General features: G+C 66.3%; 22 protein-coding genes and 1 pseudogene. 8 read left to right on the top strand and 15 right to left on the bottom strand.

The genetic code is table 11. The features are described from left to right. Nucleotides 1-3: 3 nt before the first annotated feature. From mnmG to pepN, 5 genes are all read left to right on the top strand, one after another. Nucleotides 4-1,854, top strand: coding sequence for a tRNA uridine-5-carboxymethylaminomethyl(34) synthesis enzyme MnmG (gene mnmG / locus U0025_RS19465; protein ID WP_004209164.1), 1,851 nt, complete (start codon nt 4-6; stop codon nt 1,852-1,854). Then, nucleotides 1,851-2,492 carry a 16S rRNA (guanine(527)-N(7))-methyltransferase RsmG gene (rsmG, locus tag U0025_RS19460; protein WP_004209163.1) on the top strand — a complete coding sequence of 214 codons (642 nt, stop codon included), beginning with the start codon at nt 1,851-1,853 and terminating at the stop codon, nt 2,490-2,492. Before mnmG ends, rsmG begins: the two co-directional genes overlap by 4 nt. Beyond that, complete coding sequence (locus U0025_RS19455) at nt 2,489-3,271, top strand: ParA family protein (protein WP_004209162.1); 783 nt, start codon at nt 2,489-2,491, stop codon at nt 3,269-3,271. The genes rsmG and U0025_RS19455 overlap by 4 nt, the downstream gene beginning before the upstream one ends. Continuing rightward, complete coding sequence (locus tag U0025_RS19450; protein ID WP_004209161.1) at nt 3,268-4,197, top strand: ParB/RepB/Spo0J family partition protein; 930 nt, start codon at nt 3,268-3,270, stop codon at nt 4,195-4,197. Before U0025_RS19455 ends, U0025_RS19450 begins: the two co-directional genes overlap by 4 nt. An 82-nt stretch (nt 4,198-4,279) precedes the next feature. Next, the gene (gene pepN / locus U0025_RS19445) at nt 4,280-6,883 is read left to right on the top strand and encodes an aminopeptidase N (protein ID WP_004209160.1); all 2,604 of its coding nucleotides are present in this window, start codon (nt 4,280-4,282) and stop codon (nt 6,881-6,883) included. A 42-nt stretch (nt 6,884-6,925) separates the two neighbouring features. Here pepN and U0025_RS19440 read toward each other — a convergent pair whose 3' ends face one another. The 4 genes from U0025_RS19440 to U0025_RS19425 are packed head-to-tail and all read right to left on the bottom strand — an operon-like array spanning nt 6,926 to nt 10,505. After that, nucleotides 6,926-7,540: an ABC-type transport auxiliary lipoprotein family protein gene (locus tag U0025_RS19440; protein WP_139278763.1), complete on the bottom strand. Its 615-nt coding sequence runs from the start codon at nt 7,538-7,540 to the stop codon at nt 6,926-6,928. Nucleotides 7,541-7,551: 11 nt separating this feature from the next. Beyond that, nucleotides 7,552-8,514 (bottom strand): MlaD family protein, encoded by a 963-nt coding sequence (locus U0025_RS19435; RefSeq protein WP_004209158.1) that lies wholly within the window; start codon nt 8,512-8,514, stop codon nt 7,552-7,554. A gap of 3 nt (nt 8,515-8,517) precedes the next feature. After that, on the bottom strand, nt 8,518-9,393 hold the full coding sequence (locus U0025_RS19430) for an ABC transporter ATP-binding protein (RefSeq protein WP_004209157.1): 876 nt from the start codon (nt 9,391-9,393) through the stop codon (nt 8,518-8,520). Next, a complete protein-coding gene (locus tag U0025_RS19425) occupies nt 9,393-10,505 on the bottom strand; it encodes an MlaE family ABC transporter permease (protein ID WP_004209156.1) in 1,113 nt (370 codons plus the stop codon). Before U0025_RS19425 ends, U0025_RS19430 begins: the two co-directional genes overlap by 1 nt. Nucleotides 10,506-10,603: 98 nt before the next feature. Here U0025_RS19425 and U0025_RS19420 point away from each other — a divergent pair, with 98 nt between their 5' ends. Beyond that, nucleotides 10,604-11,278 (top strand): HAD family hydrolase, encoded by a 675-nt coding sequence (locus U0025_RS19420; RefSeq protein WP_004209155.1) that lies wholly within the window; start codon nt 10,604-10,606, stop codon nt 11,276-11,278. Between the two features lie 4 nt (nt 11,279-11,282). Here U0025_RS19420 and U0025_RS19415 read toward each other — a convergent pair whose 3' ends face one another. The 5 genes from U0025_RS19415 to U0025_RS19395 all read right to left on the bottom strand — a co-directional run bounded on the left by U0025_RS19415 (nt 11,283) and on the right by U0025_RS19395 (nt 16,177). Next, entirely contained in the window at nt 11,283-13,136 is a 1,854-nt protein-coding gene (locus U0025_RS19415) for an AsmA family protein (protein WP_004209154.1), read from the bottom strand. 67 nt (nt 13,137-13,203) lie between these two features. Further along, nucleotides 13,204-14,136 carry a 2-hydroxyacid dehydrogenase gene (locus U0025_RS19410; protein ID WP_004209153.1) on the bottom strand — a complete coding sequence of 311 codons (933 nt, stop codon included), beginning with the start codon at nt 14,134-14,136 and terminating at the stop codon, nt 13,204-13,206. Then, the gene (locus U0025_RS19405) at nt 14,136-15,476 is read right to left on the bottom strand and encodes a cystathionine gamma-synthase family protein (protein ID WP_004209152.1); all 1,341 of its coding nucleotides are present in this window, start codon (nt 15,474-15,476) and stop codon (nt 14,136-14,138) included. Before U0025_RS19405 ends, U0025_RS19410 begins: the two co-directional genes overlap by 1 nt. 141 nt (nt 15,477-15,617) lie before the next feature. Further along, nucleotides 15,618-15,902 (bottom strand): type II toxin-antitoxin system RelE/ParE family toxin, encoded by a 285-nt coding sequence (locus tag U0025_RS19400; RefSeq protein WP_004209151.1) that lies wholly within the window; start codon nt 15,900-15,902, stop codon nt 15,618-15,620. Beyond that, the gene (locus U0025_RS19395; protein WP_004209150.1) at nt 15,899-16,177 is read right to left on the bottom strand and encodes a hypothetical protein; all 279 of its coding nucleotides are present in this window, start codon (nt 16,175-16,177) and stop codon (nt 15,899-15,901) included. The genes U0025_RS19400 and U0025_RS19395 overlap by 4 nt, the downstream gene beginning before the upstream one ends. Before the next feature lie 231 nt (nt 16,178-16,408). Here U0025_RS19395 and U0025_RS19390 point away from each other — a divergent pair, with 231 nt between their 5' ends. Further along, nucleotides 16,409-18,820 (top strand): ligase-associated DNA damage response DEXH box helicase, encoded by a 2,412-nt coding sequence (locus U0025_RS19390; RefSeq protein WP_004209148.1) that lies wholly within the window; start codon nt 16,409-16,411, stop codon nt 18,818-18,820. A 133-nt stretch (nt 18,821-18,953) separates the two neighbouring features. Here the strand turns inward: U0025_RS19390 and U0025_RS19385 are convergent, their stop codons facing one another. The 4 genes and pseudogenes from U0025_RS19385 to gyrB all read right to left on the bottom strand — a co-directional run bounded on the left by U0025_RS19385 (nt 18,954) and on the right by gyrB (nt 23,450). Then, nucleotides 18,954-19,697 carry a DJ-1/PfpI family protein gene (locus U0025_RS19385; RefSeq protein ID WP_004209147.1) on the bottom strand — a complete coding sequence of 248 codons (744 nt, stop codon included), beginning with the start codon at nt 19,695-19,697 and terminating at the stop codon, nt 18,954-18,956. Between the two features lie 52 nt (nt 19,698-19,749). Then, nucleotides 19,750-20,289: pseudogene (locus U0025_RS19380) on the bottom strand (membrane-like protein). Further along, a complete protein-coding gene (locus U0025_RS19375) occupies nt 20,265-20,822 on the bottom strand; it encodes a DNA-3-methyladenine glycosylase I (RefSeq protein WP_004209143.1) in 558 nt (185 codons plus the stop codon). The pseudogene U0025_RS19380 and the gene U0025_RS19375 overlap by 25 nt, the downstream one beginning before the upstream one ends. Nucleotides 20,823-20,942: 120 nt before the next feature. Beyond that, nucleotides 20,943-23,450, bottom strand: a complete 2,508-nt coding sequence (gyrB, locus tag U0025_RS19370) for a DNA topoisomerase (ATP-hydrolyzing) subunit B (protein ID WP_037490667.1) — start codon at nt 23,448-23,450, stop codon at nt 20,943-20,945. An 85-nt stretch (nt 23,451-23,535) separates the two neighbouring features. Between gyrB and U0025_RS19365 the strand changes: the two genes are divergently transcribed. Beyond that, a complete protein-coding gene (locus U0025_RS19365; RefSeq protein WP_004209141.1) occupies nt 23,536-24,015 on the top strand; it encodes a hypothetical protein in 480 nt (159 codons plus the stop codon). On the opposite strand, the gene U0025_RS19360 is transcribed toward U0025_RS19365, so the two are convergent. After that, a complete protein-coding gene (locus U0025_RS19360) occupies nt 24,016-24,522 on the bottom strand; it encodes a DUF1993 domain-containing protein (RefSeq protein ID WP_004209140.1) in 507 nt (168 codons plus the stop codon). 16 nt (nt 24,523-24,538) lie between these two features. Next, entirely contained in the window at nt 24,539-25,732 is a 1,194-nt protein-coding gene (locus U0025_RS19355) for an NHL repeat-containing protein (protein WP_004209139.1), read from the bottom strand. Nucleotides 25,733-25,853 lie beyond the last annotated feature (121 nt).

Below are 25,853 nucleotides of genomic sequence, written 5' to 3'. Positions count from 1 at the left end.
GCCATGCGAACAAGCTATGATGTGATCGTGGTCGGTGGCGGCCATGCCGGCTGCGAGGCGGCCGCTGCGGCAGCGCGCAAGGGCGCAGCGGTGGCGCTGCTGACCTTCGAGCGGGCAACGGTGGGTGCCATGTCCTGCAACCCGGCGATCGGCGGTCTGGGCAAGGGTCATCTCGTCCGTGAAGTGGATGCCCTCGACGGGTTGATTGGTCGCGCCGCTGATGCCGGGGCGATCCATTATCGCATGCTCAACAGCAGCAAGGGCGCGGCAGTTCAGGGGCCGCGCGTGCAGGCCGACCGCAAGCGCTACAAGGCGGCAATCCACCAGATGCTTGATGCCCAGGCGGGGTTGGAGATTGTCGAAGGCGAGGCGGTGGGCCTGATGGTCTGCGATGGTGCGGTGGCGGGTCTGGCGCTGGCCGATGGCCGGACGCTGGCGGCGCCCTCGGTCGTGCTGGCGACCGGCACCTTCCTGGGCGGCAAGCTGTTCCGGGGTGAGGATGTGGATGTCGGCGGTCGCACTGGCGAGCGGGCGGCAACCGCGCTGGGCGTGCAGTTGCGCGAGATCGGCCTGCCGATCGGCCGGCTGAAGACCGGGACGCCGCCGCGCATCGACGGCCGCACCATCGACTGGGCGGTGCTGGAGGAGCAGGCGTCGGACGGCGAGGGCTGGACCATGTCGCCGTTGTCGGATCATCGGCCGCTGCCGCAACTGGCTTGTGCCATCACCCGCACCAATGAACGAACCCATGCGATCATCCGCGAGGGGCTGGGACGTTCGCCTTTGTTCAGTGGTGCGATCGAGGGGCGGGGGCCGCGCTATTGCCCGTCGATCGAGGACAAGGTGATCCGCTTCGGCGATCGCGACGGCCATCAGATCTTCCTGGAGCCCGAGGGGCTGGATGATGCGCTGGTCTATCCCAATGGCATCAGCACCTCGCTGCCGGCTGATGTGCAGCGGGCGATGATCCGGTCGATGCGCGGGCTGGAGCAGGCGGAGATCGTCGTGCCCGGCTATGCGGTCGAATATGACCATATCGATCCGCGCGCGCTGGATGCCAGCCTGGAAGTGCGGGCGCTGCCCGGCCTCTTCTGCGCGGGGCAGATCAATGGCACGACCGGCTATGAGGAGGCGGCGGCCCAGGGGCTGGTCGCCGGCACCAATGCTGCGGCGCGGGCACGGGATGAAGCGCCGATGATCCTCGATAGGGCCAGCTCCTATATCGGCGTGATGATCGATGATCTGGTGCTGCAGGGCGTGACCGAACCCTATCGCATGCTGACCGCGCGGGCCGAATATCGGCTGCGGCTGCGCGCCGACAATGCCGAGACGCGGCTGGGCGAGATCGGCCTGACCCATGGCATCATCGGTCCGGATCGGGCGGCGCGCTTCGCTGCACGGGCCAGTGCGCGAGCTGTGATCGAGGGCGACCTAGCCCGGCCCTATACCGCGACCGAGATGGCGCGGGCAGGGGCGAGTGTGCGGCAGGATGGCGCGCGGCGCAGCCTGTTCGAATGGGCACGCTTCCCCGAGGTGCAGGCCGATCTGCTGGTGACGCTGGCGCCGAGCCTGGCAGAGGCGCCGGCTGACCTGCGCGCCGAGATATTGGAGGACGCCCATTATGCGCCCTATCTCGAACGACAGGATGCGGAGATTGCGGCCCTGCGTCGGGATGAGCGCGTGGCCATTCCGGCGGATTTCGACTTTGCCAGTGTCGGCGGCCTGTCGACCGAGATGATCGAGCGGCTGGACGGGGCCCGTCCCGACACGCTGGCCGCTGCGGGCCGTATCCGCGGCATCACCCCGGCGGCGCTCGCCGCCATCCTTGTCCATGTGCGGCGGAAGGCAGCATGACCGAAGACGAAGCGCGGGCCTGGCTCGACGCGCATTTTGATGTTCCACGTGAAACATGGGATCGGCTGGAGCGCTATGTGTCGCTTTTGCTGTCCGCCATGGATGAGCAGAATCTGATCGCCGAATCGACCCGGCCCCATGTCTGGGCCCGGCATATCGTCGATTCGGCCCAACTGCTGTTGCATGCCAGGGATGCAGGGGAGGGGCCTTGGATGGACCTCGGCTCGGGTGCCGGCCTGCCCGGCATTGTCGTCGCCAGCATGTCCGACCGGCCGCTGATAATGGTCGAATCGCGCCGCAAGCGGATCGACTTCCTCAATGATGTGATCGCGGAGCTGGGGCTGACCAACGCCTCCGTCTTTGGCGGGCGGGTCGAGGTCGCGCCGCCGACCAAGTCCGCCGTCATCAGCGCCCGCGCCTATGCGCCGCTGCCCAAATTGCTCCAGTCGGCCCAGCATCTGTCCGATGAAAAGACGATTTGGGTGCTGCCCAAGGGACGAAATGCGCAGAATGAACTGGAGACCGCGCGTCCGGCATGGCAAGGTGCGTTTCATGTGGAACGCAGCGTGACCGACGCCGACAGCGCCATCATCGTCGCGCGATCCGTCAAACCTGTCAAAAAGAAGGGTCGAGGATGATTTGTATCGCCATCGCCAATCAGAAGGGCGGAGTCGGCAAGACCACCACGGCTATCAATCTGGCGACCGGCCTGGCCGCGACGGGGCTGCGCGTGTTGCTGGTCGATCTCGATCCGCAGGGCAATGCCTCGACCGGGCTGGGCGTCAATCATGCCGATCGCGAACGGTCGAGCTATGACCTGCTGGTCGGCAATTGCGAACTGGACGAGGCGGTCGTCACCACCCGTGTGCCCAAGCTGGACCTGATCCCGGCGACCCAGGATCTGTCCGGGGCGGAGATCGAGCTGATCGACTATGAGCAGCGCACCCATCGGTTGGAACGGGTGCTGGCCGAGGCGCCCGCCGGCCGCTGGGACATCTGCCTGATCGACTGCCCGCCTTCGCTCGGCCTGTTGACGGTCAATGCGATGGTCGCCGCGCAGTCGCTGCTGGTGCCGTTGCAGTGCGAATTCTTTGCGCTGGAAGGCCTGTCCCAGCTGTTGCAGACGGTCGAGCGCATCCGCAGCCGGTTCAACACCGGCCTGTCGATCCTGGGCGTGGCGCTGACCATGTATGATCGCCGCAACCGGCTGACCGATCAGGTCGCCGACGATGTTCGCGCGGTGCTGGGCGACCTTGTCTTCACCACCGTCATTCCGCGCAATGTGCGCCTGTCCGAGGCGCCGAGCCATGGCGTGCCGGCGCTCATCTATGATTTCCGCTGTTCGGGGTCGGAAGCCTATATGCGTCTGGCGCGCGAACTGATCGCGCGTCTTCCCCGACAGGAGGTAGCGGCTTGAGCGACGAAATTGGGGAAAAGCAGAAGCCGGTAAAGCGGCCGCACGGTCTGGGTCGCGGCCTGTCGGCGCTGCTGGGCGATGTCAGCCGGGAAGAGCCGGTGGCGGCGAGCGCCAACAGCGCCGCGCCGTCGAGCAAGGCGGTGCAGAATATCGAGGTCGCGCTGATACAGCCGCACCCCGAACAGCCGCGCCGGCATTTCGACCAGGACGCGTTGCAGGAACTGGCCGACAGCATCGCCAAGCGTGGCGTGATCCAGCCGATCATCGTGCGTCCGCATGGCGGTGGTTTCCAGATCGTCGCGGGCGAGCGGCGCTGGCGCGCGGCGCAGAAGGCGCAGCTGCATCGCATCCCGGCGATCGTGCGCGACTTCGACGAGCAGGAAACGCTGGAAATCGCGCTGGTCGAGAATATCCAGCGCGAGGATCTCAACCCGATCGAAGAAGCCGAGGCCTATCGCAAGCTGATCGGCGAATTCCATCATAGCCAGGAAGCGCTGGGCCGCATCGTCGGCAAGTCGCGCAGCCATATCGCCAATCTGATGCGCCTGCTCGACCTGCCCGATCCGGTGCAGCAGGCGGTGTCGCACGGGCGGATCAGCATGGGCCATGCCCGCGCGCTGATCGGCGTGCCGGGCTGCGAATCGATGGCGTTGATGGTCGAGCAGAAGGGGCTTTCGGTCCGCGAGACCGAGCAACTGGTGCGCAAGACCAAGAAGGGCGAGGATGCCGAGCCCAAGTCGCGCGGCGCAACTCCCGGCGGCAAGGATGCCGATATCGCGGCACTGGAGCAGCATCTGGCCGATATTCTTGGCCTGAAGGTCGAGATTGCCGATAGCGGTGAGGGACCAGGTACATTGTCGCTGCGCTATTCGACCCTCGACCAGCTGGACATGCTTTGCCAGCGCCTGTCGGGCGAGCGGATCTAAAAACGCCGCGTCGGTTCGGTTCTGGATGAGGGGGACGTGCAAAGCGCTTCCCCCTCACAGAATCAGGCACTAGGCTGGTGCCATGGCCGATATCCAATCCACCCAAGCCGCCGCCCCCGCCATCATCCGCCGCGCCGATTATCGCGTGCCCGACTGGCTGATCCCCGACATCGCCCTCGACTTCGACCTGGATGCCGCGCGGACGCGGGTCTGGTCCGACATGTCGGTGGCGCGCAATGGCGACCATGACCGGCCGCTGCGGCTGGACGGTGACGGGCTGGTGCCGCTGGCGGTGAAGGTCGACGGCCGCACCCTCAACGAAACGGAATGGACGCTGGAGGCCGGCGCGCTGGTTGTCCCCCTCGGCGGCGCGACGCACAAGGTCGAGGTGCTGGTCGAGCTGGCGCCGGAGAGCAACAGCAAGCTGATGGGCCTTTATGCCAGTGGCGGGCTGCTCTGCACCCAGTGCGAGGCGGAGGGCTTCCGCCGGATCACCTTCTTCCCCGACCGGCCGGATATCCTGTCGCGCTACAGCGTGAAGCTGACCGCCGACAAGGCGCGCTACCCGATCCTGCTCGCCAATGGCGATCCGGTCGAGCAGGGCGATCTGGAGGGGGGCCGCCATTGGGCGCTGTGGAATGATCCTTTCCCCAAGCCCTGCTATCTGTTCGCGCTGGTGGCCGGCGACCTTGCCTGCAACGCCGACCGGTTCGTGACGATGAGCGGGCGCGAGGTGGCGCTGGGCATCTGGGTGCGCGAGGCCGATCTGCCGCGCACCGACCATGCGATGCAGGCGCTCAAGAACAGCATGGCCTGGGACGAGCGCGTCTATGGCCGCGAATATGATCTGGACGTGTTCAACATCGTCGCGGTGGCCGACTTCAATTTCGGCGCGATGGAGAACAAGGGCCTCAACATCTTCAATTCGCGCTACATATTGGCCGATCCGGAGACCGCGACCGACATCGACTATGATGGTGTCGAGGGCGTGGTGGCGCATGAATATTTCCACAACTGGTCGGGCAATCGCGTCACCTGTCGCGACTGGTTCCAGCTGTCGCTGAAGGAAGGCTTCACCGTCTTTCGCGATCAGAATTTCTCGGCCGACATGGGCAGCCACGCGGTCAAGCGGATCGAGGATGTGCGGATCCTGCGCGCGGCCCAGTTCCAGGAGGATTCAGGCCCCCTGGCGCATCCGGTCCGGCCCGAATCCTACATGGAAATCAGCAACTTCTACACCGCGACCATCTATAACAAGGGCGCCGAGCTGATCCGCATGATGGCGCTGATGCTGGGCGCGGAGCGCTTCCGCGCCGGCACCGACCTCTATTTCGACCGGCATGATGGCGAGGCGGCGACCTGCGAGGATTTTGTCCGCGCGATGGAGGAGGGCGGCGAGATTGACCTTGGCCAGTTCCGCCGCTGGTATGAGCAGGCCGGCACGCCCCATGTCCGCGCGCTGCTGAGCCATGATCCGGTCAGCCGCACCGCCGAACTGCTGCTGGAACAGAGCGTACCGCCGACGCCGGGCCAGCCCGACAAGCGGCCGATGGCGATCCCGCTGCGCGTCGCGCTCTATGATCCGGCGACCGGGAGCCATCATGGTGATGAGCTGCTGATGCTGACGGAGGCGCAGCAGCGTTTCACGTTCGACAATTTCGCCAGCCTGCCGATCCTGTCGATCAACCGCGGCTTTTCCGCGCCGGTGATCGTCGAGACCAACCGCAGCCAGGCGGACCTGGCCTTCCTGTCGGCGCATGATGACGATCCCTTCGCCCGTTATGAGGCGATGCAGCAGCTGATGGTCAATGTGCTGGTCGGCCAGGTGGCGGGCCAGAGCGTCGATGTGAGCGCGGTGGTCGACGCGGTGCGCAACACCATCACCGATCCGCTGCTCGATCCGGCCTTCGTCGCCGAGGCGGTGCGCCTGCCGAGCGAAGCCTATCTGGGCGACCAGATGAAGCAGGTGGACCCGGATGCTATCCATGCCGCCCGCGATGCCCTCCAGACGCGCCTGGGCGCCGATCTGGAGCCGCTGTGGCGCGATATCCATGCCAGAACCAAGGCGAACGGCTTTGCGGTCTCCCCGGCCGCCAAGGGCGCGCGTAAGCTGCGCAATGTCGCGCTGCTCTATCTGGTTGCCTCGGGCGCGGACGACGGGCCGGCGATCGCCTATGGCCAATTCAGCGACGCCGACAATATGACCGAGCGCCAGTCGGCGCTGGCGACGCTGGCAAGCGGCACCAGCCCTGAGCGGGAGGCGGCGCTCGACATCTTCTACAATCGCTACAGTGACGATGCGCTGACCCTGGACAAATGGTTCCAGACCCAGGCCTTCGCCTTCCATCCCGATACGGTGGAGCTGGTTGCAGAGCTGGGCCAGCACAAGGCGTTCACGCTCAATAACCCGAACCGGGTGCGATCGCTCTATGGCGCCTTTGCCGGCAACCAGTGGGCGTTCCACCACAAGTCGGGCAAGGGCTATCGGCTGGTCGCCGACTGCATCATTGCGCTCGACAAGCTCAATCCGCAGACGGCGGCGCGGCTGGTGCCGCCGCTCGGTCGCTGGAAGCGCTTCGATGAAGGCCGCGCCGCACTGATGCGGGCGGAACTGCAGCGCATCCTGAACGAGCCCGGCCTGTCCAAGGACGTGACCGAGCAGGCGAGCAAGAGCCTGGAGGGATAAGGGAAAGGCGGCGGCCGGGGCGTTCAAACCCCGGCCGGGCCATCAGTCCTTTTGCGCCGCGACCCAGGCGGCGACGTCGGTCGCCACCTTGTTGGCGGCGCTGTTGAGCGGCGCGCCGACGCTGCTGGCGTCGATCTTGCCGCCGACCGGCGCGCTGGCGGTGAAGCGCTGGCGGGCGATCGCGACGCCGGCCGGGGTCATCAGCGCCGCGTCGAAGGTGACGACGGCGTTGTTGCTGGCCTGGTCGATGGTGAAGCTGATCAGCTCGCCGCTCAGGCGTTGGCCGCCGTCACCGGAAAACTGGCCGGGATCAAGCACGATCCGGTCGGTGGTTGCCGATACGGTTTCGGCCAGCAGGCGGCGGAACAGATGGCGGGGCGTTTCGGCCCACTGCACCTTGGTGACATAGGCGACCGAGGTCGGCGTCACCTGCACCGGCACGCGCACCGTGTCGATGACGCGCGCGGCTTCGGGATCGGTAATGATGATCGAGCGGCCACCGCCGGCATTGCTCTGCGCGCCGGTCGGCACCTTGTGCGCGGCGTCGAGCGTCAGCAACTGCTGCGGCGGCTTGCTGCCGATCGAGACGCAGCCGGACAGGGCGATTGCAGCGGCCAGCGCCAGCGATGCGCCACCCAGTTTCTTGTGGACCATCATCCGGCTCCCTTTCATGGCTTATAGTCGGGCAGCTGGGGCGATCCGACGATCGAGCCCGCGCCCTGCTGGTCGAGTTTTTCGGCGACGCCGCGGAAGGCGCGCGACATTTCGCGCAGGTCGCGAACCAGGCGGTTCACTTCCGGCATGGTCTGGTTGCTGAAGGCATGCACGCCCGGCTGCGCTTCGGCGATCGTCTTGTCGAGCGTGTCGATGCTGCGGCTGGCGGAAGCGACGCTCTTGCGCAGGTCGGCCATCAGCGGGCGGCCTTCGTCATTGATCAGGCCGTTGGTGGTCGCGGCCAGCTCGCCAATCTGCTGCGCGGCGACGCCGGTGCGCTGCACCGCGATGCGCGCTTCGGCGAGGGTCGCGGCGATTTCGGGGCTGCGATCGGCCAGCGATCCGGTCACCCGGTCAAGATTGGCGAGGATGCCGGCAATCGACTGCTGATTCTTGTCATTGAGCAGCTCGGTCAGCTTCTCGGTCAGGGTCGACAGCCGCTCCAGCAGCTGCGGCGCATTGTTGAGCAGTTCGCCCAGCGCACCCGGCTTGGTCGGGATCACCGGCACGCCGTCGGGACAGGCGGAAGTGATATTCTCGGCCGGGCAGAGGATCGGCGGCGCGCCCTTGACCGCGCCGTCCAGCACGATCTCGCTGACGCCGGTGAAGCCGACGCCGGCGATGGTCGCGGTCGTGCCTTGCAGCACGGGGGTGCCGTCCTTCACCGAAATGCGCACCTTCACGAAGCTGGGGTCGCGCTTCCACAGCTCGATCTTCTCGACCTGGCCGGAAGGGACGCCGGAATAATTGACGCCCGATCCCTTGGCGAGGCCGTTCACCGACTGCTTGAAGAAGATGTCATATTCCTTGTTGTCGCCCTGCGACAGGCGCGAGAACCAGAAGGCCGCCGCCATGATGGCGGCCAGCAGCAGCAGCGTGACCGCGCCGACCAGCACATGATTGGACCGGGTTTCCATATCCTATTGCCTTCCGTCCGCTTGTTTTTCGGCAGCGGCCTTGCCGCGTTCGCGCGTGACCGCCGCGGTTGCGGCGCGGCCACGCGGACCGTTGAAATATTCCTGAATCCAGGGGTGATCGAGCGCCAGCAATTCGTCGATCGTCCCGACCGCGATCACCTTCTTGTCGGCCAGCACCGCGACACGGTCGCAGATCGAATAGAGGGTGTCGAGATCATGGGTGATGAGGAAGACGGTGAGGCCTAGCGTCTCCTGCAACTTGCGCGTCTGGTCGTCGAATGCGGCCGCGCCGATCGGGTCGAGGCCGGCGGTCGGCTCGTCGAGGAACAAGAGGTCGGGGTCGAGCGCCAGGGCGCGGGCCAGGCCGGCGCGCTTCTTCATGCCGCCCGACAGTTCGGCCGGATATTTGGGGCCGGCTTCGGCCGGCAGGCCGGTCATGCGGATCTTGTAGGCGGCGATCTCGTCGCGCAGCACCGGGCCGATATTGGGATAATATTCGCGGATCGGCACTTCGACATTCTCGGCCACGGTCAGGGTCGAGAAGAGGGCGCCGCCCTGGAACAGCACGCCCCAGCGCTTGCGGATCGCCAGTGCCTCGTCATCGTCCAGGCGGCCGACCATATCCTCGCCAAAGACATGGACTTCGCCCTCATCGGGCACCTGGAGGCCGATGATCGAGCGCATCAGCACCGACTTGCCGGTGCCCGATCCGCCGACCACGCCCAATATCTCGCCCTTGCGCACGTCGAGGTCGAGATTTTCGTGGACAGTCTGGTCGCCGAAGCTGTTTTTCAGCCCGCGCACCGAAATGGCGATGTCGTCGGACGCGACCGCGCGTTCGATCCGCTCTTCCTTGGCCTGGCGTTCATCGGTGGTCATCAGTTCCAGCCCACCCAGGTGAAGAAGACGGCGAAGAAGGCGTCGAGCACGATCACCAGGAAGATCGCCTGGACCACGGCCGCCGTGGTGCGCAGGCCGACTTCCTCGGCATTGGCCTTGACCTGCATGCCCTGGAAACAGCCGCTGATGCCGATGATGAGGCCGAACACCGGCGCCTTGATCAGGCCCACCCACAGATCGTGGATCGGCACCACTTCGCGCAGGCGCTGGACGAAGGTGATCGGCGGAATGTCGAGCGACACGGCGCACAGGAAGCCGCCGCCGATGATCGCGATGATCGAGGAATAGAAGCCGAGCAGCGGCATCATCACGACCACCGCCAGGGTGCGCGGCAGCACCAGCGCCTCCATCGGCGAGACGCCGATGGTGCGCATCGCATCGACCTCCTCGGTCAGCTTCATCGTGCCGAGCTGGGCCGCAAAGGCCGAGCCGGAACGACCGGCGACCATGATCGCGGTCATCAGCACGCCCAGTTCGCGGAAGGTGAGGCGGCCGACCAGGTTGATGGTCAGCATCTCCATGCCGAACTGGCGCAACTGGACCGCGCCCTGCTGGGCGATGACGATGCCGATCAGGAAGCTCATCAGGCCGATGATGCCCAGCGCCGAGACGCCGACCACCTCGAACCGCTGGACCACGGCATTGATGCGGAAGCGGCTGGGATGGCGGATCAGGCCCCAGACCGTGACCAGCACGCCGCCAAAGAAGCCGAGCAGGCCGACCAGCGTGTTGACGGAATTGATCACCGCCTCGCCGATCTGGCCCAATACCCGGTTGAAGGGGGAAACATAGGTCGGGCGGATATCGACCGGCTCGTCGATCTTGCCGACCGCGCCGATCAGTCGCTTGCAGTCCGTGCTGCCGCCGGACACTTCGGTTTCCAGCCGCTTGGCGGTGCGGTGGATGGTCCAGGCGCCGATCGTGTCCATATGATCGATATCGGCGACGTCGATGCTGGCGACCGGGCCGGAAATGGCATCCAGCCGGTTCGGCATGTCGTGCAGACAGGCGATCGACCAGGTGCCGGACAGGCGTATGACCTTGCCGCCGTCGTCGCGGCTTTCCTCAACGAGATCAGCGGCTTTGTTCATGTGGAGGGATTAGTGGTCCATTATCGGTTGCGCGGCAAGCCGAAACGGCCCATCCGCCAGACAGAACGACGGGCAGGGATAAAAGTTTCGGACACGGCATGACATACAGGTTGGCGATTTACGACATGGACCGCACGGTGACCTTTTCGGGCACCTATACCGGCTTCCTCATCCATGTGGCCTCCCATATGGCGCCCTGGCGATTGATCTTCCTGCCGCTCATTCCCTTCGTCATGCTGGCCTATGTGGTGAAGCTGATCAGCCGCCAGACGCTCAAGGAAACCAACCAGTGGCTGATGATCGGCGGCCGCGCCGACCGGGCGAAGTTGCAGCCGCATATCGAAAGCTATGCCGACAAGGTGATGGCGAAGAATGTCCGTGCCGGCGCGCTGGAGCAGATCGCCAAGGATCGCGCGGCCGGTTATCGGCTGGTGCTCGCCACCGCCTCCTACCGCCTCTATGTCGAGGCGATCGCGCGGCGGCTGGGCTTCGACACGGTGATCGCGACTGACCATGTCGGGCAGGATCTGCCCTATGTCCGCGCCAAGATTTCCGGCGAGAATTGCTACGACACCGGCAAGCTGCGGATGATCAAGGCGTGGATGGCGGCCGAGGCGATCGACCGCAGCCAGGCGCATATCCGCGCCTATTCCGACCATGTGTCGGACGCGCCGATGCTGGAATTCGCCGATGAGGCCTTCGCGTCCAACCCGCACCCGCCGCTCGCCAGGCTGGCGGCCGAGCGCGGCTGGACGCGGGTGGACTGGAGCTAAGGGATCAGCGCATCGCGGTGCGGGCGAGGCTATCGCAATCGGCGTCGCCCACGGTCGGCTGCTTCTCGCCGCCGATCGCATCGCCGATCATCCTGATTATGCCCTTGGCCGAACGGGCATCCCTGGGCAGCTGAATATCGGGGGTCTTGATCGTGCCGCCGACCGGTACGCTGCCCTTCAGCCCTAACAGGCTGTCCTGCTTGGGAACCCCATTCAGTGCCAGCGCCAGCCGCTCGTCCGACAGGCGTATCGTGCCCGTGGCATGGGTCTGGGCGCGGGATGTGTCGATCAGCACCGGACCCGGCCGGGCGATACCGTCCCGCACATCCAGCCGGGTGATGATGCAGCGCAGGACCGCCTCCTTCCGCTTCGACAGGGTCAGGCCGCGGCCGACATCCTGCCCCATCAGCGCGGCGGTGCGGTCCGGGATGCGGCCGTCGCGGGCGACGAGGGCGATCGTGCCGGTCGATGTGCCCAGTGCCTGACGGATGGTTCTGCCGCGTCCCTTGATCGCGACCCGGCCGACCAGGGCGCCGTCGATCCGGGCGTCGGGGAAGAAATCGAGCAGCCGTGCGCCGCGCATCGTCATGGCGATGTCGAGCAGGGGACCGCCGTTGCGCTGATCGACGCCGATCCGGCCCGACAGCGTGCCGCGTGTGAGGCCCAGCGTCAGCGGTTCGACCGACAGCCGGCTGCGCTCCAGGCTGATCGTGCCATGGAGCGAGCGGAACGGGCTGGGGCCGGGCCACAGCAATTGCCGGACCTGGAGGTCCAGTTTGCCGTCGGTGTGATCGACGGTGGCGAGGTCGATCGCCGTATCGGGGATCAGCCGCGGTCCGAGCTGCGCGCGCTTGGCCGCCGCCTTCGCCTTGCCGGCATTGCTCGCCAGATCGTCGAAATCGAAGCGGTCGGCGCTCAGCGCGCCGTCGATCCGGGTGCGGCCGTCACGTTTGCGGATGGTGGCATGGCCGGCAATGTCGGACCGGCCGATCGTGCCTTTCAGCCCTTCGACGATCCAGTCCGGCCGGTCGCGCGTGACCCGCGCGGTCAGGCGGACCGGTTGGGTGCCGGGCAGGCCGGCCTCGATGATGGCGTCGAGCAGGGCGAGGTCGGTGCCATGGGCGGTCGCTTCGCCCCGCAGATGGCCGATGTCGAGCGGGCCATCCATCGTGCCTTTCAGGGTGAAGCCGACGGCGTCGCCGCTGATCGCTGCGTCGAACGGCCAGCGCTGGCCCGGCCGGCTGTCGAGGATCGGACCGCCGATCGCGGTGACGGTCACGGGATGGCCGCGCACATCGCCGCTGCCCGACAGGCGCAGGCCGCGCGGATCGACGGTCAGCGCGGCATCGACCGATCGCTCGCGCTTGTCGTCGCGATAGGCGATGCGGCTGTCGGCGACGATCAGGCTGTGCAGCGCCGGACGGCCGCCGCGCCTGTCACTGCCCTTGCTGCGCTCGCCGCTCCAATTCTCGCGGCCCTGCGCGTCGCGATAGAAATGGAGCCGGGCACGCCGCGCTTCCAGCCGCTCCAGCACCGGCCCGCCGGTCAGCAGGCCCCAGACCGAAAAGCCGGCGCGGATCTCGCCGATTTGGGCCAGGTCGGGCAGTGCGGGCTTCACCCAGCCGGGTTGCGGCACGCGCAGGTCGCGCAGGGTGACGACGGGGTGGAAGGACAGGCTGTCCGCCCGCGCCATCGCGCCGATCGTCACCGGCTTGCCGATGCGGTCGGACAGGCGGCGCTCGATCGGTCCCTTCATCCAGCCCCAGGGAAAGGCGGCCAGTGCCAGCAGCAGGATCGCGCAAAGCAGGATCAGGCCCACCAGCCCACGCGCCACCCATCCTTTTGCCCCGCTGGCCATCCGCATCGCTCTCCCGTCCGGCCCGGTCGGCCGTGTCGGCGCTCAACGCGCGGCGTTGCGGCTTGGTTCAGAGCACGCGATTGGGCAGCGGTTCTTCCGCCACGAAGGCACGGATATTGGCGAGCAGCATCTGCGCCATCTGCGCCACCGCCGCGTCGGTCGCGCCGCCGGTGTGCGGGGTCAGGATGCAGTTCGGCACATCGGCCCAGCGCGCCGGATCGGTCGGTTCCTGCGCATAGACGTCAAGCGCCGCGCCGCCCAGCCGGCCGGCGCGCAGGGCGTCGATCAGCGCGTCCTCGTCCACCAGCTGCCCGCGCGCGACATTGACGAGCAGGCCATTGGGACCAAGCGCATCGAGGATGGCGGCGGAGATCATGCCGCGATTGTCGTCGGTCGCCCGCGCCGCGACGACCAATATGTCGCTCTCGCTCGCCAGTGCCGCCAGGCTCTCGCTGCGCGGCCAGGCGAGGCCGGGCTTGTCGCGCGGCCCCCACCAGCGGGTCGTCATGCGCAGGACATCGGCGCGTGCCGCGATGGCGATGCCGATGCTGCCCATGCCGACGATGCCCAGCCGGGCGCCGGCGACCGAGCGGGTGATGGTCTTGCCGCCGGGCAGCCATTCGCCCGCGCGCAGCGCCCGGTCGCCGCTGACGATCTGGCGCCGATGGGCGAGGATCAGGCCGATCGCATGGTCTGCGACATCCTCCGCATTGGCGTCGCCCGCATGGCTGACGGCGATGCCGTTTGCCCGGGCCCAGTCGAGGTCGACCCCGTCATAGCCGACGGTGAAGCAGGCGATCAGCCGCAGCCGGTCCATCGCCGCCAGCATGGCGGGATCGAGCCGGAACTCGCCGGCGGTGACGAGTATCTCCGCCTCGGCAAGGCGGGTGCGCCCAGCCTCCTCCCATAGCCCCATGACGTCATATTGCATCGCCAGGATCGGCAGCAGCGGCGCCAGATGGGGCTGGGCGATCAGGATGACCGGGCGCAGATGGGCCATTATCCTATCGCCTTCAGCGCCTGGGCGAAGTCGGCGATCAGATCGTCGGCATCCTCGCAGCCGATCGAGATACGCACCATATTGTCGCCGATCGCCAGCGCCTTCTTGCGCTCGGCCGGCACCGACAAATGGGTCATCGCGGCGGGATGGCTGGCCAGCGTCTCGGTGCCGCCGAGACTCACCGCCAGCTTGGCGATCTTGAGCGCGTCAAGGAAGGCGAAGGCCTCCGCCTCGCCACCTTTCAGATAGAGCGAGAAGGTGGAGCCGGCGCCGGTGCAGTGGCGGCGATAGATATCGGCCTGCCGCTCGGTCTCGGGGAAGCCCAGATAGACGACCTTCTCCACCTGCGGCTGGTCCTTCAGCCAGGTGCAGACCTTCTGCGCATTCTCGCCCGCACGGCTCATCCGCAATTCCAGCGTCTCCAGGCTGCGCAACAGCATCCAGGCGCTGTGCGGGTCCAGGATCGTACCGATCGTGTTGCGCATCAGGCGAATGCTGTTGATGAGCGCGTTGGAGCCGAGCACGCCGCCCGCGACCAGATCGCTATGCCCGCCGGCATATTTGGTCAGGCTGTAGATGACGAGGTCGGCGCCATGGTTGATCGGCCGATGCCACAGCGGCCCCAGGAAGGTATTGTCGATCGCGATCGGCGGGACATGATCCTCGCCGGCGAACAGCGCGTCGCGGCGCGCGACCACCGCCTCCAGATCGACCAGCACATTGGTCGGATTGGCCGGGCTTTCCAGATAGAGCATGGCGACCCGGCCCAGCCCCTTGGCCTTCTCGATCACCGCGCCAATCTCCGCCTCGGTCGCGCCGGCGGGGAAATCGAGCCACTGCACCCCGAAGCGGCCGAGGATGCGGCCGATCAGCGATTCGGTCGCGGCATAGAGGGGCGCCGAATGGACGATCACGTCGCCCGGCTGCACCAAGGCGAGCAGGGTGGTGGCGATCGCCGACATGCCGCTGGAAAAGAGCAGGGCGTCCTCCGCTTCCTCCCACACCGACAGCCGATCCTCGGCAATTTCCTGGTTGGGACCGTTGAAGCGCGAATAGACGAGGCCCTCCGCGCCGCCGGGCCGGATGCCGGTCACCCCCTCGAAATGGCGCTTGCCCGCGGCCGCGCTCTCGAAGGCGAAGGTGGAGGTGAGGAAGATCGGCGGTTTCAGCGATCCTTCGGATAGAGTCGGGTCATAGCCATGGCCCATCATCAGGGTCGCGGGCTTCAGCTTGCGGCCGTCAATCTCCAGGATCGGGGCCTTGGGGCGGCGGCGATTATGGGGCGGCTCGGCGCCGGTCAGGTCGGCCTCGGTGACGGGGGGCGGGGTTTCGCCGGTCATGTCATTCTCCTGCGTCTGGCGGCCTCTGCTGTGCCGCTCATGGATGGCGGGACTGTAACGCAGGAGCGGGGCAGGGGGCCAGCGGAGAGTGATATAATCTTTCGTGGCGGGGTATGATTGTTTCTGAGGGCGCCGAACGTCTCAACCGCGCAGCGGTGGCCATTGGCGCTTGGTATGAATGATGGTGAGAATCCAGATGGTGTCTGCGTATATCTCATAGATTAATCGGTAACTGCTGTGCGGCGTGAGTTCCCGCGTGCCGGGCACTTCGCCTTCATGCCCCAGCATCGGGAAATCGGCGAGTCGGGCGACCGCCTCGCTGAACAGATCATCGATCCTGACGGCGGCATCGCCATCGTGCGCCGCGAGATAGTCCCATATATCGACGCGGTCCTGGCGCGCCTCCGGCGTCCAGAGAATTTTCACGCTTGATCGGAAAGGCGCGCGCGGCGGCTGGCGAATTCCGCTTCAATCTCGTCATGGTAATAACCTTGGCCCGCCTGCATCGAGGTGCGCGCCAGAGCCACCTTGCGCTCGACGAAACCACTATGATCACGCTTCATCCGTTGGCGCTCGATAAATTCCCGCATCAGTTCCCGCACGACCTGCGACGCCGGTCGATGCAGGGCATCCGTCTCAGCCATGAAATCTGCCCGGAGATCGGCTTCCAGCTTCATCGTAAAAACGGCTTCCTTGGCCATGATCTCCACTCCGTCTGGTAATGATATCGTATATACGTCATCATTACCAACGCGACAAGGCAACCGAGCGTCCTTCAAAAACATATTAGGATCATGCTGACGGAAATCAGCTGCGCTCGATACGGCGAGTCTGTCTTTGCAGCCGAATGGCCGTCTTTGTCGCCAAGCGGCAGGCAGCGCCAATTCCGCCACCACTTCCCCCCATCCGCCACAGCCCCTACATCTCCTCCAATGCCGCCCGTGCTCCCTCCCATCCTCGCCGACTGGTTCGCCGCGCGCGGCTGGCGGGTGCGACGGCATCAGGTGGATATGCTGGCGGCGGCGCAGCGGGGGGAGCATGCGCTGCTGGTCGCGCCGACCGGGGCGGGGAAGACGCTGGCGGGCTTCCTGCCGACGCTTTCCGACCTGATCGCGAACCCCGCCGACGGGCTGCACACCCTCTATGTCTCGCCCTTGAAGGCGCTGGCGGTCGATGTACGGCGCAACCTGCTGACGCCGATCGAGGAAATGGGGTTGGCCGTGCGGGTGGAGACCCGCACCGGAGATACCCCGTCCGACCGCAAGGCGCGGCAGCGGGTGCGGCCGCCGCACATCCTGCTGACCACGCCCGAATCCCTGTCGCTGCTGCTGAGCTATCCCGACGCGGCGCTGCTGTTCGAACATCTGCGCACCGTCATCGTTGATGAGGTCCATGCCTTTGCCACGCAGAAGCGCGGCGACCTGCTCAATCTCTCCATGGCGCGGTTGCAGGCGATCAATCCGGGCCTGCGCCGGGTGGCGCTGTCGGCGACGGTGGCCGATGTCGATGCCTATCGCGCCTGGCTGGCGCCCGATGGCGATATCGATGCGGTGACGCCGGTGCTGGGGGAGGCAGGGGCCGAGCCGGACGTCACCATCCTGATTCCGGAAGGGCGGGTGCCCTGGTCGGGCCATTCGGGCAAATATGCCGCGAGCCAGGTGATGGCGGAGATCGCCGCGCGGCAGACCACGCTCGTCTTCTGCAACACGCGCGGCCTCGCTGAACTCATCTTTCAGGAATTATGGTCGGTCAATGACGCGAACCTGCCGATCGCCATCCATCATGGCAGCCTGTCGATCGAGGCGCGGCGCAAGGTCGAGACGGCGATGGCGGCGGGCAAGCTGCGCGCGCTGGTGGCGACCGCTTCGCTGGACCTCGGCGTCGACTGGGGCAATGTCGACTGCGTGATCCAGATGGGCGCGCCCAAGGGCAGCTCGCGCCTGCTCCAGCGCATCGGCCGCGCCAATCACCGGCTCGACATGGCGTCGGAGGCCATCCTGATCCCCGGCAATCGCTTCGAATATCTGGAGGCGCGGGCGGCACTGGACGCAGTCGAGGCGGGCGAGCGGGACGCCGATGATTTCCGCCCCGGCGCGCTCGACGTGCTGGCCCAGCATGTGATGGCGATCGCCTGTGCCGGGCCGTTTCGCGAGGAGGAGTTGCTGGCCGAAATCCGATCCGCCACCCCCTATAGCGCGCTGACCGACGAGGGCTTTGCCCATGTGCTGCATTTCATCGAGGGCGGCGGCTATGCGCTGCGCGCCTATGACCGGTTCAAGCGGCTGGTGCGCGAGGGTGACGGCACATGGCGGGTGTCGCACCCCAAATTCATCCAGCAGCACCGGATGAATGCCGGCATCATCGTCGATCAGCCCGCACTCGCAGTGCGCTTCGCCAATGGGCGCAAGCTCGGCACGGTGGAGGAGGGGTTCGCCGCCACCCTGCGGCCGGGCGACAGCTTCTTCTTCTCCGGCATGGCGCTGGAGGTGGTGCGGATGGATACCAGCGACCTGGTGGTCCGCGCCACGAGCAAGAGTGCGCGCATCCCCAGCTGGGGCGGCACCCGCATGGCGATGTCGACGCGGCTGGCCGATCGGGTGCGCCATTTCCTGGCCGAACCCGACGCCTGGCACCGCTTTCCCGACGATGTGCGCGAATGGCTGGAGGTGCAGCGCGCCCGCTCCGCCCTGCCGCAGCCGGGGCAATTGCTGGTCGAAACTTTCCCGCATGAAGGGCGCCATTATATGGTCTGCTACAGTTTCGAGGGCTGGAACGCGCACCAGTCGCTCGGCATGTTGCTGACGCGGCGGATGGACGCGCAGGGGCTGATGCCGCTGGGCTTCGTGTCGAACGATTATGCGCTGGCGGTCTATGGCCTCAAGCCCGTGACCGATCCGCAGAGCCTGTTTTCCGCCGACATCCTCGACCATGAATTTGTCGAATGGGTCGAACAGTCGAGCTTGCTCAAGCGCGCGTTCCGCGACGTCGCCGTGATCTCCGGCCTGATCGAGCGGCAGCATCCCGGCAAGCGCAAGACCGGGCGGCAGGTCACTTTCTCCACCGACCTCATCTATGATGTGCTGCGCAAATATCAGCCCGACCATCTGCTGCTCAAGGCCGCCTGGGCCGATGCGCGGGCGCGGATGACCGATGTCGGGCGGCTGGGCGACCTCATTGACCGGGCGGCGTCGACCATGCTGCATGTGCCGCTCGACCGGGTCAGCCCGCTCGCGGTGCCGCTGCTGATCCTGATCGGCCGCGAACAGGTGGCGCAGCGCGATGCCGAGGACGCGCTGCTGATCGAGGCCGAGGCGCTGGTGGCGGAAGCCATGCGCGCGGATTGAGGGGGGCAGGAACCACCACTCTCCACTACCGTCATCCCAGCGAAGGCTGGGATCCCGCTTCTTTCTTCCACTGATGCCAAGAAAGAGAGATGCCAGCCTGCGCTGGCATGACGGAATGGGGGAGGTTTTGGGCTTACCCCGGCAACCCGTTCAGTTTCGCAAAGGGATCGTCGCTCGCATCCTCCTGCCAGCGATATTCGGTCCGGTTGGCGACCCAGCGGGCCATCTCCTTGCCATAGAGTTTGGCGATCAGGCCCAGCGCCATGTCCGTGCCCGCCGAAATGCCGGAGGAGGAGATATATTTGCCATCCTCCACCCAGCGCGCATGGGGGATCCAGGCGACCTTCGCCCCCTGCGCCGTCGCCCAGGCCCAAGCCATCTTGTTACTGGTCGCCTTCACCCCGTCGATCAGCCCGGTCTTGGCCAGCAGGCCCGATCCGGTGCAGATCGTTGCCACCTGCGGCGTATCCTGCGCCAGCGTGCGGACGGCGGCGAGGAAGTCGGCGTTGTTCACCTCCCGCCGGGTGCCGAGGCCGCCGGGGATCATCACGATGTCGAGTTTCGGCGCATCGGCAAAGCCATGATCGGCGATCGTCTGCGGCCCGGCGCCGCTGCGCACTGGTCCGGCCTTGTCGGCGATCATGACAATCTCGACCCGGTCTTTCAGCATGCCGAACATTTCCAGCGGGCCGAACACGTCGAGCAGTTCGAACCCGTCGAACAACACCATGCCGAGCTTCTTCTTTGGCCCGCTTGGCGGCACGGGCGGCTGGACGGAAAGTTGCGCAGAGACCGTCGTGCCGGTCGCGGCGAGCGCGATTCCGGCGGTCAGGAGAAAGTTGCGCCGCGCAACATCGGCTTTGGGCTGGTCGCTCATCGTCACATGCTCCCTGTTTGCCGGGTTAGACGAGCGATGGCGGCGATCCCGCCTATTCGCCGCCGTCCTTGGTGCCGCCGCAGCCCTTCAGCACGCCTTCGCCGAAGGAAAGCTGCACCCGATCGGACCAGATGGCGTCGCTCATCCCGTCGCTGCACGGTCCTTCGATCACCGTCATGGCAAAGCCATCGCCCATGAAGCGGATGGCGCGGGGATCATCGGTGCGGGTGACGGGATAGCGCTGCGGACGATGATCGGGCCGCTGCAAGGTCGCGACCGATCCATTGACGATCACCGCTCAGAAAGGCTCGGTGCCGATCGCGCGATACTCCTCCTGCGGTGGCGGGGGAGGCGGTGTTTCACGGGAAACAGTGGCGGGCGCCGGTTGCGCAGCCGGGGCAGGGGCCGGTTCGGGCGTGGCGCTCTCATTGGCGACGATCGCCTGGTTGAGCGCCGGGGCCGCGTTGGCGATCGCATTGTCGGCGCGATTGTCGACCCTGTTCGGCGGCACGGGATCGCCCGAGCAGGCGGCAAGGGCTAAGAGCCCTGTCACCATCGCCGCCACTTTCACGCGCTGGCCCGCCGGAAACAATGGGCGGCATGATCGTCGACCATGCCGATCGCCTGCATCCAGGCATAGACGATGGTCGGCCCGACGAATTTGAAGCCGCGCTTCTTGAGATCCTTGGAAATCGCCTCCGACAGGGCGGTCTGGGTCGGGAAGGTCGTGCCGTCGCCGACGATCGGCCCGTCGGGCGCGAAGGACCAGACATAGGCGGCGAAATCCTCGCCGGCGTCGCGCATCGCGCGATAGATGTGCGCGCCCCTGATCGTCGCCTCGATCTTGGCGCGGGCGCGGACGATGCCGGGATCGGCCATCAGCCGTTCGACATCGTCGGGACCGAAGGCGGCAACCTTGTCCGGATCGAAGCCGGCAAAGGCGGCGCGAAACCCCTCGCGTTTGCGCAAGATGGTGATCCAGCTGAGCCCCGCCTGGAACCCTTCCAGCATCAGCATTTCCCACAGCATGCGCGAATCATGCTGGGGCACGCCCCATTCTTCGTCATGATAGCTTTGGTAGAGTGGGTCCGGTCCCACCCAGCTGCAGCGTGGCAGATCGGTCATCGGTTTTGGGTGCGCCTGACGGCGCACGGAGCCGCACCGGCCCGCACCCCCACCCGGCCGCCCAAGAGATTATCCTGATTGGGTGGCCGGGCGGGGTTGCGGGCTGGCGCAGTCATTCGATCAAACGTCCAGGTTGGCGACGTTCAGCGCATTGTCCTGGATGAATTCGCGACGCGGTTCGACCACGTCGCCCATCAGCTTGGTGAAGATTTCGTCGGCGACGTCGGCCTGTTCCACCTCGACGCGCAGCATCGAGCGATTGTCCGGGTCCAGCGTGGTTTCCCACAGCTGTTCCGCGTTCATTTCGCCCAGACCCTTGTAGCGCTGGATCGACAGGCCCTTGCGGCCGGCGGACAGGATCGCTTCCAGCAATTCGCTGGGCCGCGAGATGTTGACGCCCTTGGCCGAAACCGCCGGCAATTCGTCCTCGCCCAGTTCGTCCTGCGCGGCGACGGCCTTGGCCGAGACCAGGCGGCTGCCCCTGGCATAGCTTTCCGCCTCTTCGCTGGCGGTGCCGTGCAGCTTGCGCGCTTCGGCCGATCCCAGGAAGCCATGTTCGATGACATGATGGTCGGTCACGCCGCGCCACAGCCGCTCGAAATGGAAGCCGCCGCCCTCGGCGATGCGGCCGGTCCACTTGCCCTCGGGATCATGCGACGCGATCCAGGCGACGGCGGTTGCCAGCCGTTCGGCCAGCTGCGCCTCGGACAGTTCGGGATCGAGCGCGCCGGTCAGGCCCAGCGCCTCGATGATGGCCGGGTCGTAGCGGCGCGGCACATAGCGCATCACCGCGCGCATGCGGCGGGCATGGTCGATCAGACTGCGCAGATCGTCGCCGGTGCGGGCGCCGCCGGTGGTTTCCAGCGCCATCGTGTCGACGCCATTGTCGACCAGATATTGCTCCAGCGCGGCTTCGTCCTTCAGATAGACTTCGGAGCGGCCACGGCTCGCCTTGTAGAGCGGCGGCTGGGCGATGAAGAGATGGCCCGCCTCGATGATCTGCGGCATCTGGCGATAGAAGAAGGTCAGCAGCAGCGTGCGGATATGCGCGCCGTCGACGTCGGCGTCGGTCATGATGACGATCTTGTGGTAGCGCAGCTTGTCCAGGTTGAAATCGTCGCGAATGCCGGTGCCCATCGCCTGGATCAGCGTGCCGACTTCCTTGGACGAGAGCATCTTGTCGAAGCGCGCGCGCTCGACGTTCAGGATCTTGCCCTTCAGCGGCAGGATCGCCTGATTGTGGCGGTTGCGCCCCTGCTTGGCCGACCCACCGGCCGAGTCACCTTCGACCAGGAAGAGTTCGGACTTGGCGGGGTCGCGTTCCTGACAGTCGGCCAGCTTGCCGGGCAGCGAGGCGATGTCCATCGCCCCCTTGCGGCGGGTCAGTTCGCGCGCGCGCTTGGCCGCCTCACGGGCGGCGGCGGCGTCGATCACCTTCTGGACGATCATCTTGCCGTGGCCGGGATTTTCTTCCAGCCATTCGGCCATCTTGTCGGCCATCAGGCTTTCGAGCGGCTGGCGCACTTCGGAACTGACCAGCTTGTCCTTGGTCTGCGAGCTGAATTTGGGATCGGGCAGCTTGACCGAGACGATCGCGGTCAGGCCTTCGCGCATATCCTCACCGGTGAGGCTCACCTTCTCCTTCTTCAGCAGGCCGGTCTTTTCGGCATAGCTGTTGAGGGTGCGGGTCAGCGCGGCGCGGAACGCGGCCAAGTGCGTGCCGCCGTCGCGCTGCGGGATGTTGTTGGTGAAGCAGAGGACATTCTCGTAATAAGAATCGTTCCACTCCAGCGCGACGTCGATGGTCACATCGTCGCGGGTGCCGGCGATCGCGATCGGATCGGGCATCAGCGCATTCTTGTTGCGGTCGAGATATTTGACGAAGGCCGCAATGCCGCCCTCATAATAAAGCTCGACTTCCTTCTTCTCCTCATGGCGCGCATCGACCAGGAACAGGCGCACGCCGCTGTTGAGGAAAGCCAGCTCGCGATAGCGATGCTCCAGCTTGTCGAAATCATATTCGGTCTGGTTCTTGAACGTGCCGCCATCGCCCGGCACCTTCTCGGTCGAGGCGAGGAAGGTCACGCGCGTGCCCTTCTTGCCCTCGGGCGCATCGCCGATCACCTTGAGCGGCGCGGTGGCATCGCCATAGGCGAAGCGCATCCAATGTTCCTTGCCGTCGCGCCAGATGTTGAGGTCCAGCCATTCGGACAGGGCGTTCACCACCGAGACGCCCACGCCGTGCAGGCCGCCCGATACCTTATAGGCATTGTCGTCCGACGTGTTCTCGAACTTGCCGCCCGCGTGTAGCTGGGTCATGATGACCTCGGCCGCCGACACGCCTTCTTCCTTGTGGATGCCGGTCGGGATGCCGCGGCCATTATCCTCGACGCTGACGCTGTTGTCGGGGTTGAGCGTGATGACGATCCGGTCGCAATGGCCGGCCAGCGCCTCGTCGATCGCATTGTCGCTGACCTCGAACACCATATGGTGCAGGCCCGACCCGTCGTCGGTGTCGCCGATATACATGCCGGGCCGCTTGCGCACGGCGTCGAGGCCTTTCAGCACCTTGATGCTGTCGGCGCCATATTCATTGCTGTTGGGGCTGTTCTGCTGTTCGTCGCTCATACCCAGCATATAGGGAATGGCGCCTCGAAACTAAAGCGAAACATGGCGGCTTCCACCCGGCTTTGGGGCGGTTTATCAGGCGCTCATGCGTGTTGTCCCGATCCTTGCCCTGATGCTGCTTTCCGCCTGCTCGCGCAGCAGCGAAGTGGCCGACGAATTGCCCAACAGCTCGCTGGCCGGCGCCCCGCGCGAAGCGATGCCCGAAACCCGGATCGAGGCGACCCTGGCCCGACCGGTGACGATCGGCGAGGATGGCCCCCGGCTGGATGCCTGCGGCGCGATGGGACAGGCGACCCGTGTCGGCCCGCAGGGGTTGAGCGTCCGGTCCGCCCCCTTTGCCGAGGCGAAGGCGCTGGCCCAACTGGCCGAAGGCGCACGGGTGCATGTCTGCACCCGCAGCATCGACCAGAAATGGCTGGGCGTGGTGATCCCGCCGCCAGCGAGCGAAGGCGCGACGCCGACCGATTGCGGCGTGCGCGAACCGGTCGACCGCAAGCAGGCTTATGCCGGTCCCTGCACCAGCGGCTGGGTCTCCAGCGCCTATGTCCGGCTGGTGGCGGGCTGATTACAGCCCGCCCAGATAATCCAGCTTGCCCAGCGGCACGCCGGCCTGGCGCAGCAGGGCATAGGCGGTCGTCAGGTGGAAATAGAAATTGGGTAGCGAGAAGGTCAGCACATGGCTGCGCCCGGTGGAGGAAAATTCACCGCGCGAAGTCTTGAGGATGACCGTCGCCTCCTCGCGCCCGTCGATCCGGTCGCGCGGCACCGATTCCAGGAAGGCGATGGTCCGCGCGATGCGATCCTGCAGGTCGGCGAACGTCTCCTCCGTGTCGGGCAGGGGGAAGGGCTCCAGCTCGCCGATGCGGATGACCGCGCCCTTGGCGCTGTCGGTGGCAAGCTGCACCTGCGCGGTCAGCGGGCGCATATCCTCGATCAGGCGGGCGCCGGTCAGCGTGGCGGGATCGATCCCCTGTTCGGCGGCAAAGGCGGCGCCCTTGTCGAGCAGGGTGGAGAGGACGCGCAGGCCGCGCAGGAAGGCCGGGACGGTCAGGTCGTAAAGTTCGGTCGCCACGTTGCGAGGATTCCCTTCATTCGATGCCGGTGAAGACCAGCTTCTGCACGCGGCGGCCGGTATTCACTTCGGTTGCATAGATATTGCCGGCGCTGTCGGTATCAATGCTGTGCAGCCAGGTGAATTGCCCGGCCTGCCGCCCGATCCGGCCGAAGGCGCCAAGCACGGTGTGCGTCTTGCGTTCCAGCACCCAGATGCGGCCGTTCATCATGTCGGCGACGTAGAGATAGGTCTGTTCCGGATCGGGCGAGAAGGCGATGTCGGTGACCGTGTGGGTGCCGCCGGTCTCCGGCGCGATCGCCAGGTCGCGCACGAAGGTCAGGCCGCCATCCTTCTCGCGCTTGAACAGTTGCGCGCGATTGTTGTTGCGGTCGCAGACATAGAGGTGGCCGTCCCGCGTCGGCACCACGCAATGGACGATGCTGTTGAAGATGGCGGACTTGGGATCGGCGACCCGGCTAGGATCGACGGCATGGCTCTGGTCGAACGTGCCCTGTAGCACCGGTCCGCTCGGCGGCTTGGCATAGGCGCCCCAGCGGCCCTTATAGCTGTTGGTCCGGTCGTCGAAGCCGATCACCCGGCGGTTCACATAGCCGTCGGATATCAGCACCATGCCGTCGCTGTGATTGACGTCGGACGGGTTGCCGAGCTGGTCGGTCGCGTCATTGCCACCGGTCTTCTCGCGCCGGCCGAAGCTGCGGATATATTGGCCCTCCGGCGTATAGTTCATGACGACATGGTCGCCCTTGCCATTGCCGCCGAACCAGACGCTGCCGGCCTTGTCGACGAAGATGCCGTGCAGGCTGGCGGGCCATTGGTTGACGCCATCGACCGTGGGCGCACTGTCCGCGCCGCCCCAGCCGCCCAGATAGCGGCCATCCCTGGCGAAGCGCACCACCGGCGGGGCCGGCTTGCAGCAGACGGCGGTGGCGGGCGATTCGGCAAGGCCCGTGTCGGTCGCGGTCAGGCTGTGCGGGCGATGCACGACCCAGACCGAATCGTCCGGACCGACGGCGACACCGCTGACCTGGCCCAGCAGCAGGTCATCGGGCATCGCCGGCCAGGCGGCATCCACCTTGAAGCGCGGCATTTTGGTGCCGGCGGGTGCGATCTGTTCGAAGGCGAGGGGGGCGAGCGCCTGCTCCGGCGGCGCGGCGGAGGCGGCAACGGCGAAGGGCAGGGCGAGGGCAGCGGCGAGGAAGGCGCGCATGGCGGGGACTCCTTGATCGTCGGGAATGGCGGAGGCGGGATCATGCCCGACTGCCCGATCCGGTCAAGGAAGGTCCGGTCAAGGCCGGTCCGATCAAGGAAGGTGCGACGCATTTTCAACG

It is taken from the genome of Sphingobium yanoikuyae (assembly GCF_034424525.1).
Lineage (GTDB): Bacteria > Pseudomonadota > Alphaproteobacteria > Sphingomonadales > Sphingomonadaceae > Sphingobium > Sphingobium yanoikuyae.
Note: the sequence above shows the minus strand (reverse complement) of the source record. Positions and strands in the feature narration are given on the sequence as shown.